Annotated in this window: 18 protein-coding genes; 8 read left to right on the top strand and 10 right to left on the bottom strand. The window is 70.4% G+C overall.

What is annotated here, in order from left to right; translation table 11 throughout:
- On the top strand, nucleotides 1-339 hold a 339-nt coding region (locus LX16_RS23645; protein WP_147143594.1), incomplete at its 5' end, for an IS3 family transposase.
- A 64-nt stretch (nucleotides 340-403) separates the two neighbouring features.
- Here the strand turns inward: LX16_RS23645 and LX16_RS23640 are convergent.
- Together LX16_RS23640 and LX16_RS23635 are read right to left on the bottom strand one after the other, a co-directional pair.
- Nucleotides 404-1,159: a DedA family protein gene (locus LX16_RS23640; RefSeq protein ID WP_244615956.1), complete on the bottom strand. Its 756-nt coding sequence runs from the start codon at nucleotides 1,157-1,159 to the stop codon at nucleotides 404-406.
- A 165-nt stretch (nucleotides 1,160-1,324) separates the two neighbouring features.
- Nucleotides 1,325-2,089, bottom strand: a complete 765-nt coding sequence (locus tag LX16_RS23635) for a maleylpyruvate isomerase family mycothiol-dependent enzyme (protein ID WP_147143588.1) — start codon at nucleotides 2,087-2,089, stop codon at nucleotides 1,325-1,327.
- A 133-nt stretch (nucleotides 2,090-2,222) separates the two neighbouring features.
- Here LX16_RS23635 and LX16_RS23630 point away from each other — a divergent pair, with 133 nt between their 5' ends.
- Nucleotides 2,223-2,801, top strand: coding sequence for a thiamine phosphate synthase (locus LX16_RS23630; protein ID WP_147143585.1), 579 nt, complete (start codon nucleotides 2,223-2,225; stop codon nucleotides 2,799-2,801).
- A gap of 71 nt (nucleotides 2,802-2,872) precedes the next feature.
- Here the strand turns inward: LX16_RS23630 and LX16_RS23625 are convergent, their stop codons facing one another.
- Together LX16_RS23625 and LX16_RS26785 are read right to left on the bottom strand one after the other, a co-directional pair.
- Nucleotides 2,873-4,534 carry a SulP family inorganic anion transporter gene (locus LX16_RS23625; RefSeq protein ID WP_147143582.1) on the bottom strand — a complete coding sequence of 554 codons (1,662 nt, stop codon included), beginning with the start codon at nucleotides 4,532-4,534 and terminating at the stop codon, nucleotides 2,873-2,875.
- Between the two features lie 129 nt (nucleotides 4,535-4,663).
- A complete protein-coding gene (locus tag LX16_RS26785; RefSeq protein WP_158645716.1) occupies nucleotides 4,664-4,840 on the bottom strand; it encodes a hypothetical protein in 177 nt (58 codons plus the stop codon).
- A 176-nt stretch (nucleotides 4,841-5,016) separates the two neighbouring features.
- Between LX16_RS26785 and LX16_RS23620 the strand changes: the two genes are divergently transcribed.
- Complete coding sequence (locus LX16_RS23620) at nucleotides 5,017-5,667, top strand: mycothiol-dependent nitroreductase Rv2466c family protein (protein ID WP_147143637.1); 651 nt, start codon at nucleotides 5,017-5,019, stop codon at nucleotides 5,665-5,667.
- Nucleotides 5,668-5,844: 177 nt separating this feature from the next.
- Complete coding sequence (locus LX16_RS23615; protein WP_147143579.1) at nucleotides 5,845-6,441, top strand: carbonic anhydrase; 597 nt, start codon at nucleotides 5,845-5,847, stop codon at nucleotides 6,439-6,441.
- 56 nt (nucleotides 6,442-6,497) lie between these two features.
- Here the strand turns inward: LX16_RS23615 and LX16_RS26780 are convergent, their stop codons facing one another.
- Entirely contained in the window at nucleotides 6,498-7,604 is a 1,107-nt protein-coding gene (locus LX16_RS26780) for a hypothetical protein (RefSeq protein ID WP_158645715.1), read from the bottom strand.
- 133 nt (nucleotides 7,605-7,737) lie between these two features.
- Nucleotides 7,738-8,229, bottom strand: coding sequence for a DUF3145 family protein (locus tag LX16_RS23610; protein WP_147143576.1), 492 nt, complete (start codon nucleotides 8,227-8,229; stop codon nucleotides 7,738-7,740).
- Nucleotides 8,230-8,784: 555 nt separating this feature from the next.
- On the opposite strand from LX16_RS23610, the gene LX16_RS23605 reads away from it, so the two are divergent.
- Nucleotides 8,785-9,123 carry a hypothetical protein gene (locus tag LX16_RS23605; RefSeq protein ID WP_147143519.1) on the top strand — a complete coding sequence of 113 codons (339 nt, stop codon included), beginning with the start codon at nucleotides 8,785-8,787 and terminating at the stop codon, nucleotides 9,121-9,123.
- A 155-nt stretch (nucleotides 9,124-9,278) separates the two neighbouring features.
- Here the strand turns inward: LX16_RS23605 and LX16_RS23600 are convergent, their stop codons facing one another.
- From LX16_RS23600 to LX16_RS23590, 3 genes are all read right to left on the bottom strand, one after another.
- Nucleotides 9,279-10,559 (bottom strand): glycosyltransferase family 4 protein, encoded by a 1,281-nt coding sequence (locus LX16_RS23600; protein WP_244615954.1) that lies wholly within the window; start codon nucleotides 10,557-10,559, stop codon nucleotides 9,279-9,281.
- A gap of 139 nt (nucleotides 10,560-10,698) precedes the next feature.
- Nucleotides 10,699-10,962 (bottom strand): PLD nuclease N-terminal domain-containing protein, encoded by a 264-nt coding sequence (locus tag LX16_RS23595; RefSeq protein WP_158645714.1) that lies wholly within the window; start codon nucleotides 10,960-10,962, stop codon nucleotides 10,699-10,701.
- Nucleotides 10,910-11,611 (bottom strand): dTMP kinase, encoded by a 702-nt coding sequence (locus LX16_RS23590; protein WP_158645713.1) that lies wholly within the window; start codon nucleotides 11,609-11,611, stop codon nucleotides 10,910-10,912. The genes LX16_RS23595 and LX16_RS23590 overlap by 53 nt, the downstream gene beginning before the upstream one ends.
- Before the next feature lie 571 nt (nucleotides 11,612-12,182).
- Between LX16_RS23590 and LX16_RS23585 the strand changes: the two genes are divergently transcribed.
- The 3 genes from LX16_RS23585 (at nucleotide 12,183) to LX16_RS23575 (ending at nucleotide 14,643) form a co-directional block, all read left to right on the top strand.
- The gene (locus tag LX16_RS23585) at nucleotides 12,183-12,962 is read left to right on the top strand and encodes an electron transfer flavoprotein subunit beta/FixA family protein (protein ID WP_147143513.1); all 780 of its coding nucleotides are present in this window, start codon (nucleotides 12,183-12,185) and stop codon (nucleotides 12,960-12,962) included.
- Between the two features lie 17 nt (nucleotides 12,963-12,979).
- Entirely contained in the window at nucleotides 12,980-13,927 is a 948-nt protein-coding gene (locus LX16_RS23580; RefSeq protein ID WP_147143510.1) for an electron transfer flavoprotein subunit alpha/FixB family protein, read from the top strand.
- A gap of 113 nt (nucleotides 13,928-14,040) precedes the next feature.
- A complete protein-coding gene (locus LX16_RS23575) occupies nucleotides 14,041-14,643 on the top strand; it encodes a biotin transporter BioY (RefSeq protein WP_147143507.1) in 603 nt (200 codons plus the stop codon).
- 37 nt (nucleotides 14,644-14,680) lie between these two features.
- Here the strand turns inward: LX16_RS23575 and LX16_RS23570 are convergent, their stop codons facing one another.
- On the bottom strand, nucleotides 14,681-15,631 hold the full coding sequence (locus LX16_RS23570; RefSeq protein WP_147143505.1) for a helix-turn-helix domain-containing protein: 951 nt from the start codon (nucleotides 15,629-15,631) through the stop codon (nucleotides 14,681-14,683).
- Nucleotides 15,632-15,645: the final 14 nt, after the last annotated feature.

The raw sequence follows: 15,645 nt of genomic DNA, 5'->3' as shown, positions 1-15,645 counted from the left end.
TTGCGATCAGCGATTGCCACCCTCCCGCGAGGTGCTCACCCCCTGGTTCACACCGACCAGGGCTTCCAGTACCGACACCCCTACTGGCGTCGGCTCCTGAACGAGGCCGGCTTGGTCCAGTCGATGTCACGCCGCGGCAACTGCCTCGACAACGCCGTAGTCGAGAACTTCTTCGGCCACCTGAAATCCGAGATCTTCCAGCATGAACGCCCACACACCCCTGACCAGCTCATCACCGCCGTCAAGGAATACATCACCTGGTACAACACCGAAAGAATCCACACACGACTAGAGGGTCTGAGCCCGGTCGAGTACCGGGCCCAGACCCTCGCGACCTAACCTTCAATAACCGGTCCAACTATCAGGGACCAGTTCAGTCACGCCCGGCCCCTCCACGTCGTCGTCACTTCCCGATGGTGCCCTGTCCGGGTGTGACCGTCCCGGTGGTCGGCAGCGCCACGCTGTGCATCGTGTGCGGTCCCGAGCCCGGCCGGTTCTCCGGCGGGACGTCGGCGGCGACCACCGTCTCGACGGCCTCGACCGCCTCCGCCGTCTTCCGGTTGCGGCGCTTGCCCAGGTACCGCACCAGCTCCACCACACCCGCGACCGTCATCGCGATGGCGAACCCGATGAGCAGGGCCAGCAGTGGCCGGTCCTGGAAGATCTTCCCGGCGAAGAAACCGATCATCGCCGAGTAGACGCCCCACGACAGGGCCGCGATCCCGTCGAAGAACGAGAACTTCCGCAACGGGTAACGCACCGCGCCGCAGGTGATGGTGATGGCGGTGCGGCCACCCGGGATGTACCTGGCGATGATCAGGACCAGCCCGCCGCGTTCGAGCAACGCCTTGTGCGCCCAGTCGAACGCCGCCTTGCGGCGTGTCCCGGGCTTGGACAACCGGGAGAAGCCGAATCGTCCGATGGCGTACGACACGTGGTCCCCGCAGAAGGCCCCCAAGGCGGCGAAGCCGATGATCAGGCCGATGTTCGGGTTTCCGAACGCCGCCGCGGCGGTACCCGCCGCGATCACCGACGTCTCACCCGGCACGACCGGGAAGAAGCCGTCGAGGAAGGCGATGCCGAAGACGGCCACGTAAATCCACGGCGAGGCCATGATCCCTTCGAGGTAGATCATGATCGCGTGTTCGAGTTCCTTCACGCCCACGACAGTAGAACATCGCCGCATCCCGGACATCGTCCGAAAGTGGTGGCGCGCACCTGTCTTTGGTGAGGGGTGTTCCAGTAGTGGCCGGTGGGGCGGTATGGGGGATGACCCCGGCTCCGGCACGTGTCCGGGTGGTTCGGGGACCGCCCGAGCCGGGACTCAGTCCCACTCGATCGCGGAGGTCTCCTGCCACAGCTTCAACACCGAGGCGTCGCCGCTGACGGTGAGGTCGTCGACCCGGCAGCGGTTCCACAGCGCCAGGTAGAGCAGTTCCACCGGGCCGGTCAGGGTGCAGTCGACGTGCGCGGGCGGGGTGTTGCTGCAGACCGGGGGGTCGGGGGAGATCAACAGGTACCAGTCGCCGCCGGTCGGGTGGTCGGTGGCGTGCAGCCGCAGCACCCGTTCGGTGGCCGAACGGACCCGGCTGCGGGAACGGCTGTGGAAGCCGTTGAGGAGTTCGTCTATCCCGTCGGCGGCGAACAGGTCGCCGACCGGTGAGATCTCGTCGCCTCTGGCGCTCTCGGCGTCGACGCGGTGGATCGCCGCCTCGTGGGCCTGCCGCCGCGCCCAGAACTCCAGCGGCGAGGTGGCGCGTAGGAAGTGCCAGCACTCCAGCGCCGGGTCGGCGTCGGCGAGCACCCGCACGAGCTGTCGGTGACTCTCCCGGTACCACTCGACGAGCAGTTCGGGATCGGGGATCGGGCCGGCGATACGACTCAGCTCGGCGGCACCGGGCTCGCCCGTGCGTCGCTCCTCTACTATGGTCTTGGCCCACCGGTGTACGGTTCCGGTGTGCCACAAGAGGTCTCGGACGGTCCAACCGGGGCATGTCGGCACGGGCGCGGAGAGACCGACCTCGTCGGCAACCTCGGCGAGCAACGCGCCTTCACGTCGCAGCGCGACGATGTGCTCCACAGCTCCCATCTGGTGGAGTTTGGCAGTCCGGCGTGGCGTACGCAACATCTGCGCACAGGCGATATCGAAACGTTAACGAACAGTGGCCGGTCATGAGCAGTCCGGGACGACGGGCCGGGCGACGTCGGAATACGTTGGTGCCATGGCGCTTCCCGGGCACCGGTTGCTGATCCTCACCGACATGGCACAGTCGCCGCGCCCCCTCGTGACGCAACTGGCGGCGGCGGCCGGCGGTGGTCCGTTCGGCGTGGTCGTGCGGGAGAAACACCTACCGGTGGCGGAACGCCGGGACCTCACCGGACACATCACGGAAGCCCTGGCCGGTAGCGGATGCGAGGTCCTGGTCGCCGACCCGCGGTGGCCGGTCGAGGCGTGCCACCTGTCCGTTCACCGCCCGGTGCCCACGCCCCGGCCCCGCGTGGTGGGCCGGTCCGCGCACGCCGGAGACCCGCCGCCGGGCGACGTCGACTACCTGACGTTCTCGCCCGTCCACGCCAGCACGTCGAAACCCGGATACGGCCCGGCGACCGGAGTGGTGGGACTGGCGGCCGCGTGCCGGTCGACGCTCCTGCCGGTCTACGCGCTCGGCGGCATCGAGACACCGGAACGTGCCGAGCGCGCCCGCCACGCGGGTGCCCACGGTGTGGCGGTCATGGGGGTGATCATGCGGGCACCTGATCCGGCGGCGACGGTCCGGGCGTTGCGCGCGGCGGTGGGGTGAGACGGCCTCTCAAAGGCCGTCTTTGCACCTCGGTCGTGGCGCAGTAGAACAGCGGGTGTGAAGACGGCCTCTTACAACACGCCGGTCTGACGGAGCCGCCTGCGGGCCGCCGCGACGGCCTGGTCCACGTCCCCGTGCAGGTGGTCGCCGGTGCAGACCTTCTCCAGCACACCCAGCACCGTCAGGGTGTCGTGCTGGTCGGTGCGGACGCCCGACATGTACACCGACACGCCGCGACGCGCCAGGTCGTCCACGAAGTCGCACAACGCCAGGGCGCCGGAGGCGTCCATCGTGGTCACGTTCTGCAGGTGAAGGACGACCACGCTGAGGGTGCGGCCCTCGCACGACTCCAGCAGCGCGTCCTTGCGCGCGGCGAAGAACAACGGGCCGTGGAGGTGGAACACCGCGATGTGTTCCGCCATCCGGCCCGCCCGCTCGTCGTGGTGATCGTGATGGGCGTCCGGCGCCTCCACGTGCAGGCGCAGCGAGGCCGCCAGCTTGACCAGGGCGATCGCCCCCGCCACCGCAAGGCCGATCACCACACCCCACACCAGATCCAGGGCGACGGTGGCCACGATCGTCACGATCAAGACCGCGCCGTCGGCGCGTGTCGCCCGTGCCACCGCCGCCAACGACCGGGAGTCCACCATCTTCACCGTCGTGGCCAGCAGGACCCCGGCCAGCGCGGACAACGGGACGTGGCCGACCAGCGGCGCCGCCGCGAGCATGAACGCCGCGAGCATGACGGCGTGCCAGGCTGCCGCCATACGAGAACGCGCGCCCGAACGGACGTTGACCACCGTGCGGGTGATCGCCGCCGACGCCGGCATCCCGCCGAACAGGGAACACGACAGGTTCGCGATCCCCTGACCGAACAGCTCCCGGTCGGGGGAGTGGCGACGGGAGGTGCCCGACATCCGGTCGGCGACCGTCGCGCCCAGCAGGCTCTCCAGGGTCACCAACGCCGCCACGGCGGCGGCCGGAGCCAGGAGCGCCGGTACCAGTGAGGCGTCGAAGAAGTCGGTACTGGGGGCGGGCAGTGTCTTGGGAAGCTCCCCGATCAGCGCGACGTCGAAACCACCGGCGAACTCCGCGACCGTCGCGGCGGCCACCGCCAGCAGTGAGAACGGGACGGCCGGACGCCATCGCGCACCCAGCAGCATCACTCCGGCGACACCCACCGCCATCGCCGGGTCGATCCAACCGGGGTTCGACGCGAAACCCACCACCGCCGACCACGCCGCGGGCACCACGTGGGAGCCCTCCCCGTCGATGCCCAACGCGGCGGGTACCTGCTGGAGGAAGATGACGACCGCGATGCCCACGGTGAATCCCTCGATCACCGGAACGGGGACGAACCGCACGAACCGTCCCGCCCGCAGGAGCGCCATCGCCAACAGGACACCGCCGGTGAGCAGCGCCAGCATGAACACGCCCGGTGGCCCGTGGGCCGCCACGACCGGGATCAGCACGACGGTGACGGCACCGGTCGGCCCCGACACGCTGAGCCGCGACCCGCCGAAGACGGCCCCGAGCACACCCGCGACGATCGCGGTGACCAGTCCGGCCGCCGGGTTCAACCCCGCCGCCGCCCCGAACCCGAGTGCCAGCGGCAGGGCCACGATCGCGACCGTGAGTCCGGCGAGCAGATCCTGGCGCGGCGCCTCGCGGACGTCCATCAGGTCGCTGTGGTGGGGTAGGAGTGCCCGAAGGCGGCTGAGTGTCGTGTGCATGTGGTCTCGTCTCCTGACTGGAAGGCCGGTGGCAGGGCGGCTGAAGAGCCGACGTGGGAACCGGTGACGGTCGTCGTCACCTTCGGTCGTGCCGGGCGGTCGTCCGGACGGGCCGGACCTGTCAGGGCGTCACGCGGAGTAGAAGGTGGGCGTGTTGCAGTAACGGTGATGCCGGGGGCAGAAGGCGCGGGCGGTGAGCATCCGGGCGCAGGAACCCTTCATGCGCCAGGCGGTGAGCTGGTCCGCGCCGTGATGTGTCCACCGGGCGGCCCGGCGACGCGGGTCGGCGCTCATCTCGATGGACATGTCGACAGTCAATCACCTGTTCGTCACTCCGGGTGACATATCGGAAACCTTGGCGTGGTCTGGGATCCCGGGACGGCTCCGGTGTCACGGTCCCGGTTTCCGGTGTGTCCGCTGTGATCGCTGTGACGGCGATTGCCCCGCCGCCGTCGCGTGCGGAGGACGTCCCGCCGCTGAATATGCTCCAGGGCATGACACAGCAGAAGACGACGGCGCGGTTCTGGTTCGACCCGATCTGCCCGTGGGCGTGGATGACCTCCCGCTGGATGATCGAGGTCACCAGGATCCGCGACGTCGAGATCGACTGGAACATCATGAGCCTCCAGGTGCTCAATCAGGACAAGTTGGACGAGCTTCCCGACTTCTACCGCGAAAGGGTCGCCTCCGGGGAATGGTGGCGTCCGGTGCGGATCGTCGCCGCGGCCCGTGCCGCCCACGGTGACGAGGTGGTCGGTCCGCTGTACACCGCGCTCGGCACCCGTTTCCACAACCAGGGCCAGGGGCACACCCGGGAGGTGTTCGAGTCCGCGCTCGCGGAGGTCGGCCTGCCGACCGACCTCGCCGACGCGGGCGACTCCACCGAGTTCGACGACGCGATCCGTGAATCCCACGAGGCGGGTATCGGACTCGTCGGCCAGGAGGTCGGCACGCCGGTCATCGCCGTGCCCGGCGCGGACGGCGAACCGATCGCCTTCTTCGGCCCGGTGGTCACCCCCGCTCCCAAGGGCGAGGCCGCCGGACGTCTGTGGGACGGCACGCTCCTGGTGGCGGGCACGCCGGGCTTCTACGAGATCAAGCGGACCCGCACCCAGGGCCCGATATTCGAGTGATGGACCGATTACGGAACGGATATAGTCGTCACGCCTCCGGCCCCGATGCCGGAGGCGTGACGAGCGCGGCTCCGCGTGCGGACACGTCACCGCGTATCGGGCAGGCGGCGGCGCACAACCGGACGGTCGCCGCGACGGGGCGGTGGCCCGGACACGCAACCGAGGATTGGCGGCAACATGACGACGACTCGTTCGCAGACCACGGAGACCCAGGCCCATCTCGGCCCGCTGCGGGAACTACTCGACGGCAACCGCCGGTTCGCCGCGGGCAAACCGAAATACCCGCGCGACATCGCCGCCGCGCGGGCGACCGCCACGGAGCAGCACCCGGCCGCCGCGGTATTCACCTGTGTGGACTCGCGGGTTCCCGCCGAGACCATATTCGACTGCGACTTCGGCCAGTTGATCGTCGTGAGGACCGCCGGCCAGGTACCGGACCCGGCCTCCGTCGCCTCGCTGGGCTTCGCGGTCAAGGAACTGTCGGTACCGCTGGTGATGGTCCTGGGGCACGAACGCTGCGGCGCCATCGAGTTGGCGGTCGAGGCCTGCCGCCCGGACGCCGGCGACGCCCCCGGCGGTTACCTGGTGGAGCGTCTGCGGCCCGTCGCGACCGAGGCGTGGGGGCACGACCCGGAACGGCCGCAGGCGACCGCGATGCGCCTCCAGGTGCGTTCCGTCGTGCGGCAACTCGTCGAAAGCGGTGAATGCGAGGGCGCGACGGTGGTCGGCGCACGTTACGACCTCGACAGCGGCCTCGTCGACCTCATCGACTAGCGGGGACCGCTACCGACAGGCCGCCCGGGAACCGGTTCCCGGCGGCCTGTCGGCGTTCAGCGACGTCCCGGCGGCGGAGGCGGCGGTGGGCCGTAACCGGGTGGCGGCGGGGGCGGCGGCCCGTATCCCGGCGGCGGCCCGTAACCGGGAGGAGGCGGCGGCCCGTCCGGTGCCTGCTGGTCCTGTTGCTCACGGTGCTCCTTCAGGCGGTCGCCCGCCCGCTGGATGAACCTGCCCGTCGCCGCGAGCATCTTCCCCGAGAGCCGCTTCGCGCCGTGACCCATCCGTTGCCCCACCGAGTGGTCGGGAGCCGGCTCACCCCACTGCCCCGGCGGGACCGGCTGAGGCTGGCCGGGCGGTGGTGGAACGGCCGGATACGCGCCGGCGGGTGGCGGGGGCGGCGGCGCCGGGGTGCTTCCCGGTGGCAGGGAGAAACCGGCCGGGACCGGCGGCGGAGGCGGTGGCGCCGACGTACCGGGAGCCGGGTACAGCGGCATGTGCGGGTCTGGCGCCGGCGGCGCGGGACGTTCCGGATACAGCGGCATCGGCTCGCCGTCCGCCGAGACCGGCGGCCTGGGAACCGTCTTCTTCGCCGGGCCGGGTGCCGCCTTCGGTTTCGACGGTGGCGTGGACGCCGATGGTGGGGCCTTGACCGGCGGTGGTGGCGGTGGTGGCGGCGCCGGGTCCGACTGGACGCCGGACGTCAGGCGGGTGGAGGCGGCCGACACCGACGCCGACGCGGCGGGCGGAGGTACGGCGGGCGCAGGGGCGGCGGGTGCCGCCGGTGGTTGCTGCTGCTGGGCGGCCATCTGCTGCGCGAGGATCGCGGCCTGCTCGGCGATGATCCGCTGTATCGCCGCGTGCTGGGCGGCGAGTTGCTCATCGGTGAGGGCCACGCCCGGAGTCGCCACCCCGGTCGCCGCCGCCGGCGGCGGTGCCGCCTGTGCGGCCGCGGCGCGGCGTTCCCGCTCCGCCTGCTCCGCGGCCTTGCGACGGGCCGCCTCCTCCGCGGCCGCCTTACGGCGCGCGGCCTCCTCGGCGGCGGCCTTCTTGGCGGCCAACTCGGCGCGACGCTTGGCCTCGGCGGCCTTTCGGGCCCGTTCGGCCTCCTCGGCGGTGCCGGGCCACAGTGGAAGATCACCGGGCACGGGTGTGTGGGACATCGTGGACATCCTCGTCGGCAATGGGTTCGGCGGTCGGTCGTTACCAGTATGCCGGTGCGGTCGGGAAACCGGAAACGTCCGGTGTGGGTGTGGCCGGCGCGTGGGGTCGCACGCGCCGGCCGGGCTCAGGGCCTCAGCTCACCTGTGACAGCCAGTTCTGTCCCGCGTCCTCGCCGTAATGCCGGTACGGTTCGAGTTCGGCGTCCCACTCGGTACCCAACAACCTGTTCAGGCCGTGCCGCAGGCTGTCCGGGTCGCGGCAGGTGGCCAGCAGTGCCCGGATGCGGTCCTCGGCGATCATCAGATCCCCGTTCGCGCTCGTCGCCGCGCGGTACACGCCACGGCCGGGCACGAACATGATCCGCTCGCCGTCCACCCCGGGGCTGGGGTCCTCCGTCACCTCGAAGCGAAGCATCTGCCACTTCTGGAGGGCGGCCGCGATGCGTCCACCGGTGCCGGGAGGACCGACCCACGCGCAGTCGGCACGCCAGGCGGCGGGGGAGGCCGGTTGCACCGACCAGTCGAGATCGACGGGGGCGTCAAGGACACGACCGAGCGCCCACTCGACGTGTGGGCACACTGCCGGTGGGCTTGAGTGCACGTATATAACGCCTCGCGTTGGCACGTCGAACCTCCTGGCAGTTTTGGCGTAATGCGCCTTCCCCAAACTCATTGCGTCAAACGAGTGGCGACCGCGATGGTGATCCGGGTTCCAATCCGAACGCGATCGTCACTTCTCGGCCAGGTATCGCACCACGTTGCGCGAATCTGACAACAATGATGGCTGCCGTTGGCGGTGTGGCGCTAGGGGTTTGTGGGATAAATTTTCTAGGGACTTCCGTGCGGGTCGTAACGGTTCCGCAGGCGTGACGGCGGCAGACGGCGACCGCCTCCGACGCGAATGCGGCGAAGTGGCTGTACAACGGCATGTTATAGGTCGCCTCCCGGAACCGTGTCGGCGGAGTCACACCCGGTGGCGCGGCGCTGGTCACGCCGCCCGCGTCGCGCCCGGACCGCCGAAAATGGCCGTTCGGCTACCGGCGGGCGGCGAAACGGCGTCGGGTATGGTGGTCGGAGGCCGGTCTGCGCACCGGCCGTTATGACGTCCCGCCGAGTGGTTCCCGCCGCTTTCGGCGAGCAAACCATTCGTTTTCCAATCCAATGGTGAGGAGTGCCGGCAATGGCAAACAACACCTCGAAGACCGCGCGGGCGTCGGTTCGCGCCGGGCAGGCCGGCCAGGGCGGTGGCCTGAGCGTCCTGGGTGAGTTCAAGTACCTGATCCCGCTCAACAAGGGCAAGCACGCCTACATCCGCAACCTGACCACGGGCAAGACCGTGCACGCCGCCACCGACTCGGAGGCATTCACCGCCGAGATCAAGTCGCTGGCCGAGGCCGGCCACGGCGAGAAGATCCGCGTCGAGCTCGACGCCTTCGCCGACGCCTTCCCCGACCAGGGCTGGGCCGACACCACCAAGCGCCTGGTGGACGCGGGGGCATTCGGCGGCGGAGCCGAATAGCTCATACCGCGGCGGAGCCCAACGGCTCACACCGCGGTGTGACGCACGGTCACCGGGCTACACCCGGCGACCGGAACGGCGCGTCCGCGACCAGACGACGAGAACCCGCCGGGTGTACACCCGGCGGGTTCTCTCATGCCCTGGCCCGGTACGGGTCAGCGGCGGTCGCGGCTGAAGAGATTTCCCTCGGGGATGACCACGCGCAGTTCCTCGGCGATCAGCCGTGCCGACATGTCGCGTTCCCCGTCGGCGGCGGTACGGTACGCCGCGACCGTCTGCGTCGCGATCGGTCCCCAGGTGAAGTGCCGGTCGATCATCTCGGTCGCCTGAGCGCGCAACCGCGCCGCGAGCGCGGGTTCGGTGAGCACCCGTGACACCGCCGCCGCGAGGGCGGCCGGGTCGCCCGGCCGGTGGGTCATGCCGGTCTCCGAGTCGATGATGAACTCCGCGAGCCCGCCACTGGCGGCGGCGACCACGACGGTTCCCGCCGCCACCGCCTCCAGGGCCACCATCCCGAACGGCTCGTACCGGCTGGGGATGGTGAAGCAGTCCGCCGCGGCGAGCAGGACCGGCAGGTTCTCCCCCGACACGAAACCGAGGAACCTCACCGTGTCGCCCAGTCCGAGCCGGGCGGCCCGTTCCCGCAGTTCGGTCTCCCACGGTCCCTCGCCGGCGATGAGGACCCGCAGGCCGGGGTGCGCGGCGGCGAGTGACGGTGCGGCGTCGAGCAGGTCCTGGACGCCCTTCTCGTGGACGAGGCGGCCGGCGTGCAGGACGATGGGGCCGCCACCGAAGCCGCTGCGGGTCGCGGCGACCCTGGCCGGGTCGGGTGACGCGAACGCCGAGACGTCGACGCCGTTGGGCACGACCTCGGTCTTGTCGGCGGGCAGGTCGAAGAGCGCGTCCACCTCGTCGCGCATGTACGCCGAGCAGGTGAGGACACGTCGCGCCTCGTAGGTGAGCCACCACTCCAGCGAGTGGATGGCGCGCGAGGTGTCGTCGGGCAACCAGCCCTGGTGACGGCCGGCCTCCGTCGAGTGCAGCGTCGCCACCAGGGGCAGTTCGAGGTGGTGTTTGAGCGTCACGGCGGCATGTGTGACGAGCCAGTCGTGGGCGTGCACGACGTCGAAGTCCTGGGTCTTGGCCGCACGCAGTGCGGTCCTGGTCAACGCGTGGTTGAAGGCCAGTGTCCACGGGAGCAGGGTGTCCTGATGGAAGTCGAACAGCGGCGGATCCTGCGGCGCCCGCACGATCCGTACCCCGTCGACGGTCTCGTCCATCGCGGCCGGGCTGCCGTCGGCGTGGTGGCCGTGCCTGGTGGCCACCGTCACGGTGTGCCCGGCGGCGGCCAGGGCGGTGGCCAGCGCGTGCACGTGGCGGCCCAGTCCGCCGACCAGCACCGGCGGGTATTCCCAGGAGAGCATCAAGATACGCACGGCCGCGATTGTCGCAGTCCCACGGTGGCGGCACCGGTTCGGGACGGTGCCGGGAGTGTCGCCGCGCCCTTCCGGTCACGGCGGCGTCGGTTCGGTGGCGGCCTTCGGCCGTGGGAACCGGGTGGCCGGGCCGGTGCCCTCAGCGTTCGTCGCGGTCCTCTCGCAACCGGCGGTGGAGGTCGTTGAGGAAGTCGGGGTCGTCGTCGGGGCCGGTGGCCCTGGCGGGCCGGGCCGGCCCGGCGGGGCGGCCGCGATGGCGGCCGGCGGTGAACCAGGCGATCGCGCCGCCGATCGGCAACAGCACGATGATCAGTACCCACAGTCCGCGGGTGAGGCGACGTGGCGGGTGCTCACCTCCGAGGCAGTCGGCGACCGCGGCGATGAGGGATGCCAGATATGCCAACGCGACGATGACGACGAAGCGGCCCATGGCTCAATAATGCCCTGCCGGGGAACAGACCGGGCAACGCCGACCGCACCTCGGCACGGATGTCGCCGCTGACGGTGTCGGGTTCCCGGTTGGCGTCGACGAACACGTACTCACCGGCTTCGGGTAGCGACCGGTAGGCGGCGTCGAGGGCGATCAGTTCGTCGACGGTCTCGTGGTCGATGCCCCGTTCCTTGACCCGCAGGTGGGCGACCTCCGGGGGTATCTCCAGGAACAACGTCACGTCGGGGTCGGGGTGGGGGCTCAGCCGCCGCCGGACCCACGGTTCCATGGCGGGGTAGAGCATCCTGGTCCGCGCGTACTGGCAGACGTCGTAGCGGTCCGCGACGAGGATGGGGGCGTTGCGGGCGGCGACCAGGTTGGCGTGTCGCAGCCAGGTCTCGGCGCGCAGCGCCATGCGCGGCCCGAGTAGGGCGACGGAGTCCCGTCGGCCCAGGTGCCGCGCGGCGTTGCCGAGGACGCGCCGCCCGCTGGCGGCCAGCCGGTAGCGGACCGGGTGGCCGAGCGTGGTGAGCCATTCGGCCAGCCGGGTGGCCTGTGTCGTCTTCCCGGCTCCGTCGATGCCGATGAGTGCGATGGTCGCCCGGCGGGATTCATGCGGCACCACTCAAGGATACGGGCGGCCCCGGCGCCCAGGACGATGTGGCGGTGAGTCCGGTCACGTGGCGTCGGTACCCCACCGGTGGCGTCGGGACGACCGGAACCGGGGAACCGCCTGGTTACCCGCCGGTAACTTGTCAGGGTAGTATTCGCCGTGGCGGCCGTACGAGACGCGATTCACCCCGCGGCGGGAGGACGGGGCCGTAGGTTCGTTGAGAATGGTGTGACCCGATCCGGTGCTCCACGACCACGGAGGACGGCCGGGTCACGGTCACGACGTGAGGCACGAGGAGGCGGGGATGACGTGGTCTCGACCGGCGCACGCCGCGGTGACCGCCCACGCGGGTCTCCCGGCGCCGCCCGAGGGCTCCCGGCGACCGCCTACGGTGGTCTCGGTCATCAAGTGGTGGGCCGCCCGTGTGCCCGTGACGGGATGGTCGTGGGATGGCCACGCGCGTCGCCGCCCCGAACCGAGCGGACGGCCACGGCGTGACCAGTGATCGACCGCGACACCAGACACTCTCTGAGATTGGAGGCAGGGGAGCCGAGTCCCAGACCGGAACCCCGAGACCTAGATGAAGATCGTTGTCCTTGTCAAGCAGGTACCCGATTCGGGGCTGGAGCGGCACCTGAGCTCCGATTTCACCGTCGACCGCGCGTCGGCGTCCAACGTGATCAGTGAACTGGACGAGAACGCCATCGAAGCGGCCATGGCTCTGGCGGACGCCGGGCAGGCCGACGAGGTCACCGTGCTGACCGTCGGTCCCGACCACGCCGTCGAGACCATCCGCAAGGCACTGTCGATGGGACCGGACAAGGCCGTCCACGTGCAGGACGACGCCATCGCCGGTTCCTGCGCGGTGACGACCTCCGCCGTGCTGGCGGCGGCGCTGGGCACATTGGAGTACGACCTGGTGCTGTGCGCCACCGAATCCACCGACGGCGCGGTCGGAGGCATGGCGCAGATGCTGGGCGCCCGGCTCGGTGTCGCCGCGATGACCGGTGCCCGCAAGCTCACCGTGGACGGCCAGAAGCTGACCGTGGAACGTCAGACCGAGGACGGGCACGAGACGCTGACCGCCTCCACGCCCGCCGTGGTGTCGGTGTGGGACTCGATGAACACTCCGCGCTACCCCTCGCTCAAGGGGATCATGGCCGCCAAGCGCAAGCCGGTGACCACCCTGAGCCTGTCGGACCTGGGCCTGGCCCCCGACACCGTCGGTGCGGCGGGCGCCACCAGCAAGGTGGTGCAGGCCGAACCGCGGCCGCCGCGCAGCGCCGGCCAGCGCATCACCGACGAGGGCGAAGGCGGCGTCGCCCTGGCCGAGTACCTGGCGTCCCAGAAGTTCGTGTAGCGGAGGAATAGACAGACATGGCTGAAGTATTCGTTGTCGCCGGCGCGGCCAACAAGCTCACCTACGAAATGCTGACCATGGCGCGCGGCCTCGGAGAGGTCTCCGCGGTCGTCCTGGGTGCCCCGGGCACCGCCGACGCCATCGCGGACAAGCTGTCCGAGTACGGCGCCGCCAAGATCTACGTCGGCGAGGACGACGCCCTCGACGCGTACCTGGTGGCTCCCAAGGCCGAGGTGCTGGCCGCCCTGATCGGGCAGCACCGGCCCGCCGCCGTCCTGCTCCCCAGCACCCAGGAGGGCAAGGAGATCGCGGCGCGCGTGGCGGTGAGCCTCGACAACGGCCTGCTCACCGACGTCGTCGGACTGGAGGCCGACGGCACCGCCACCCAGTCGATCTTCGCGGGCGGCATCGTCGTCAAGTCCCAGGTGACCCGCGGCGTGCCGCTGGTGACCGTGAAACCGAACTCGCTGACCCCCGAACCGGCACCCGCCGCGGGCGAACGGGTCGCGGTGGAGGTGGCGGTGTCCGACGCCGCCAAGCTCGTGACGGTCTCCGACCGGGTCACCGAGGCCAAGGGCGACCGGCCGGAACTCACCGAGGCTTCGGTGGTCGTATCCGGTGGCCGTGGTGTCGGTTCCGCCGAGCAGTTCTCCGTCGTGGAGGAGTTCGCGGACCTGCTGGGCGGTGCCGTGGGCGCCTCCCGGGCCGCGACCGACGCCGGATTCTACCCGCACAAGTTCCAGGTGGGTCAGACCGGTTCCACCGTCTCGCCGCAGCTCTACGTGGCCGCGGGCATCTCCGGTGCCATCCAGCACCGCGCGGGGATGCAGACCTCCAAGACCATCGTGGCGGTCAACAAGGACGACGGCGCGCCGATCTTCGAGATCGCCGACTTCGGTGTCGTCGGCGACCTCTTCAAGGTGCTGCCGCAGGCCGGCGAGGAGATCAAGAAGCGCCGCGCGTGAACCGTCCGCGATGACACGGGTGCGCGGGCTACCACTGTGATCAGGGGTGCGGTAGATTCTCTGCCGCACCCCTATTTGTGGGGTTCTCCTAAAAAGATTTGGAGGATTTCCCTATGACCACCCATTCCGCGGCCGTCGCGCCCCGGCAGGTGCTCGCCGACCTCATCCCCGCCGCCCGGCTGGGAGTCTGGGCCCGCGACGCGATCCTGGTCGGCGCGGGTGCCGCCCTCGTCGGCGTCTCGGCCCAGGTGGCCGTCCCGATCCCCGCGATCTCCCCGGTCCCGTTCGCGCTGAGCACCCTGACCGTGCTGCTGGTCGGCGCCGCCCTCGGACCGATCCGGGGCATCCTGAGCATGGGCCTCTACCTGGCGGCCGGTGCCGCCGGCATGCCCTGGTTCGCCGAGGCCGAATCCGGAGTCGGCATCGTCTCGCTCGGCTACATCGTCGGATACATCGCCGCGGCGGCCCTCGTCGGTGAGATCGCCAAGCGCGGCGGCGACCGCACCGTCCTGCGGACCGCCGGCATCATGATCGCCGGCAACCTCGCCATCTACGCCTTCGGTGTGCCGTACCTGGTGCTCAACACCGGCATGAGCTGGACCGAGGGCCTCGCCGTCGGCGTCGTGCCGTTCCTGATCACCGACGCCATCAAGGTGCTCATCGCGGCGGCGCTGCTGCCGGGCACCTGGCGGCTCGTCACCCGGTTCCGCCGCTGATCGACCGTGGCGCACCGGGAACCGGTGCGCCACGCCGTCACCACCGCCAACCGATGCCCAACGCGCCGGGCTGCACGTTCGACTGCGACAACTGGGCGGTGAGCCACCGGTTCAACTGGATGTCCCCGGTCTCCTGGAGCTCGGTGTCCAGACGCGACTGCGCGAACCGGAAGACCCGCTGCGGCAACAACGCCGGATCGAACCTGACCTGCAACGTGTAATGACCGACCGGATACCGGAAACCCTGCCCGTAACAGGTGGCGGGCTCACTGGTGCCGTCGGTGACGGCGAACTCCAGCAGATGCGTCTCCCCCTGCCCCAGAGTGGTGCCGAACGTCACCTCCGCCAACAGCATCGGCTCGGTGGGGTGCCGCACCACCTGCCCGATCATGCAGTCCCGCCAGGCGGTCACCTTCACCTTCTCGATGTCGCAGCCCGGATCCCCCCGGAACAGCGCGATGTGCCGGTCGACGCCGTCCCGCCGGGCACGCACCAGCATCGACACGTCGTGGCCCGCGTCGCGGCCCTCCCGGTCGATCGTGGCGGTCACCTGCTGGGTCAGGATGTCGAGATTGTGCTCCCGCGCCATGGGGAGCCGGTCACACAGTTCACGCATCGCCGAACCCCCGCCGATGACGGCCTCGGGACGGCGTTGCTTCACCCGGAGACTGCGTGGCCCCCGGGCACGGCGAGGCCCCAGGAGGCTTCGCAGACTTCCGGGCGGCAGATTGAGGATCTCCTCAAGAGCCGCCACGGCTTCGATGGACTTGGGGTGTTCGGGCCGGGTACGGCCGTGCTGCCAGTAACTCAGACTTGTGGTCGAGACCTGGAGATCCCTCGCGAGCAGCCGGTGCCGAAGCCGGTCCAGGCCCAGGCCGCGCGCGGTGATGGCGGCGCGCAGAGCCACGTGGAACGGGCCCTGCGCCAATGCGGTGGCAACCGCGGGATCAGTGACCGCGGAGCCGGATTCCACTGAATTCATTGCCATGTGAACATCCTGGC

The organism is Stackebrandtia albiflava, assembly GCF_007994225.1.
Taxonomy (GTDB): domain Bacteria; phylum Actinomycetota; class Actinomycetes; order Mycobacteriales; family Micromonosporaceae; genus Stackebrandtia; species Stackebrandtia albiflava.
Note: the sequence above shows the minus strand (reverse complement) of the source record. Positions and strands in the feature narration are given on the sequence as shown.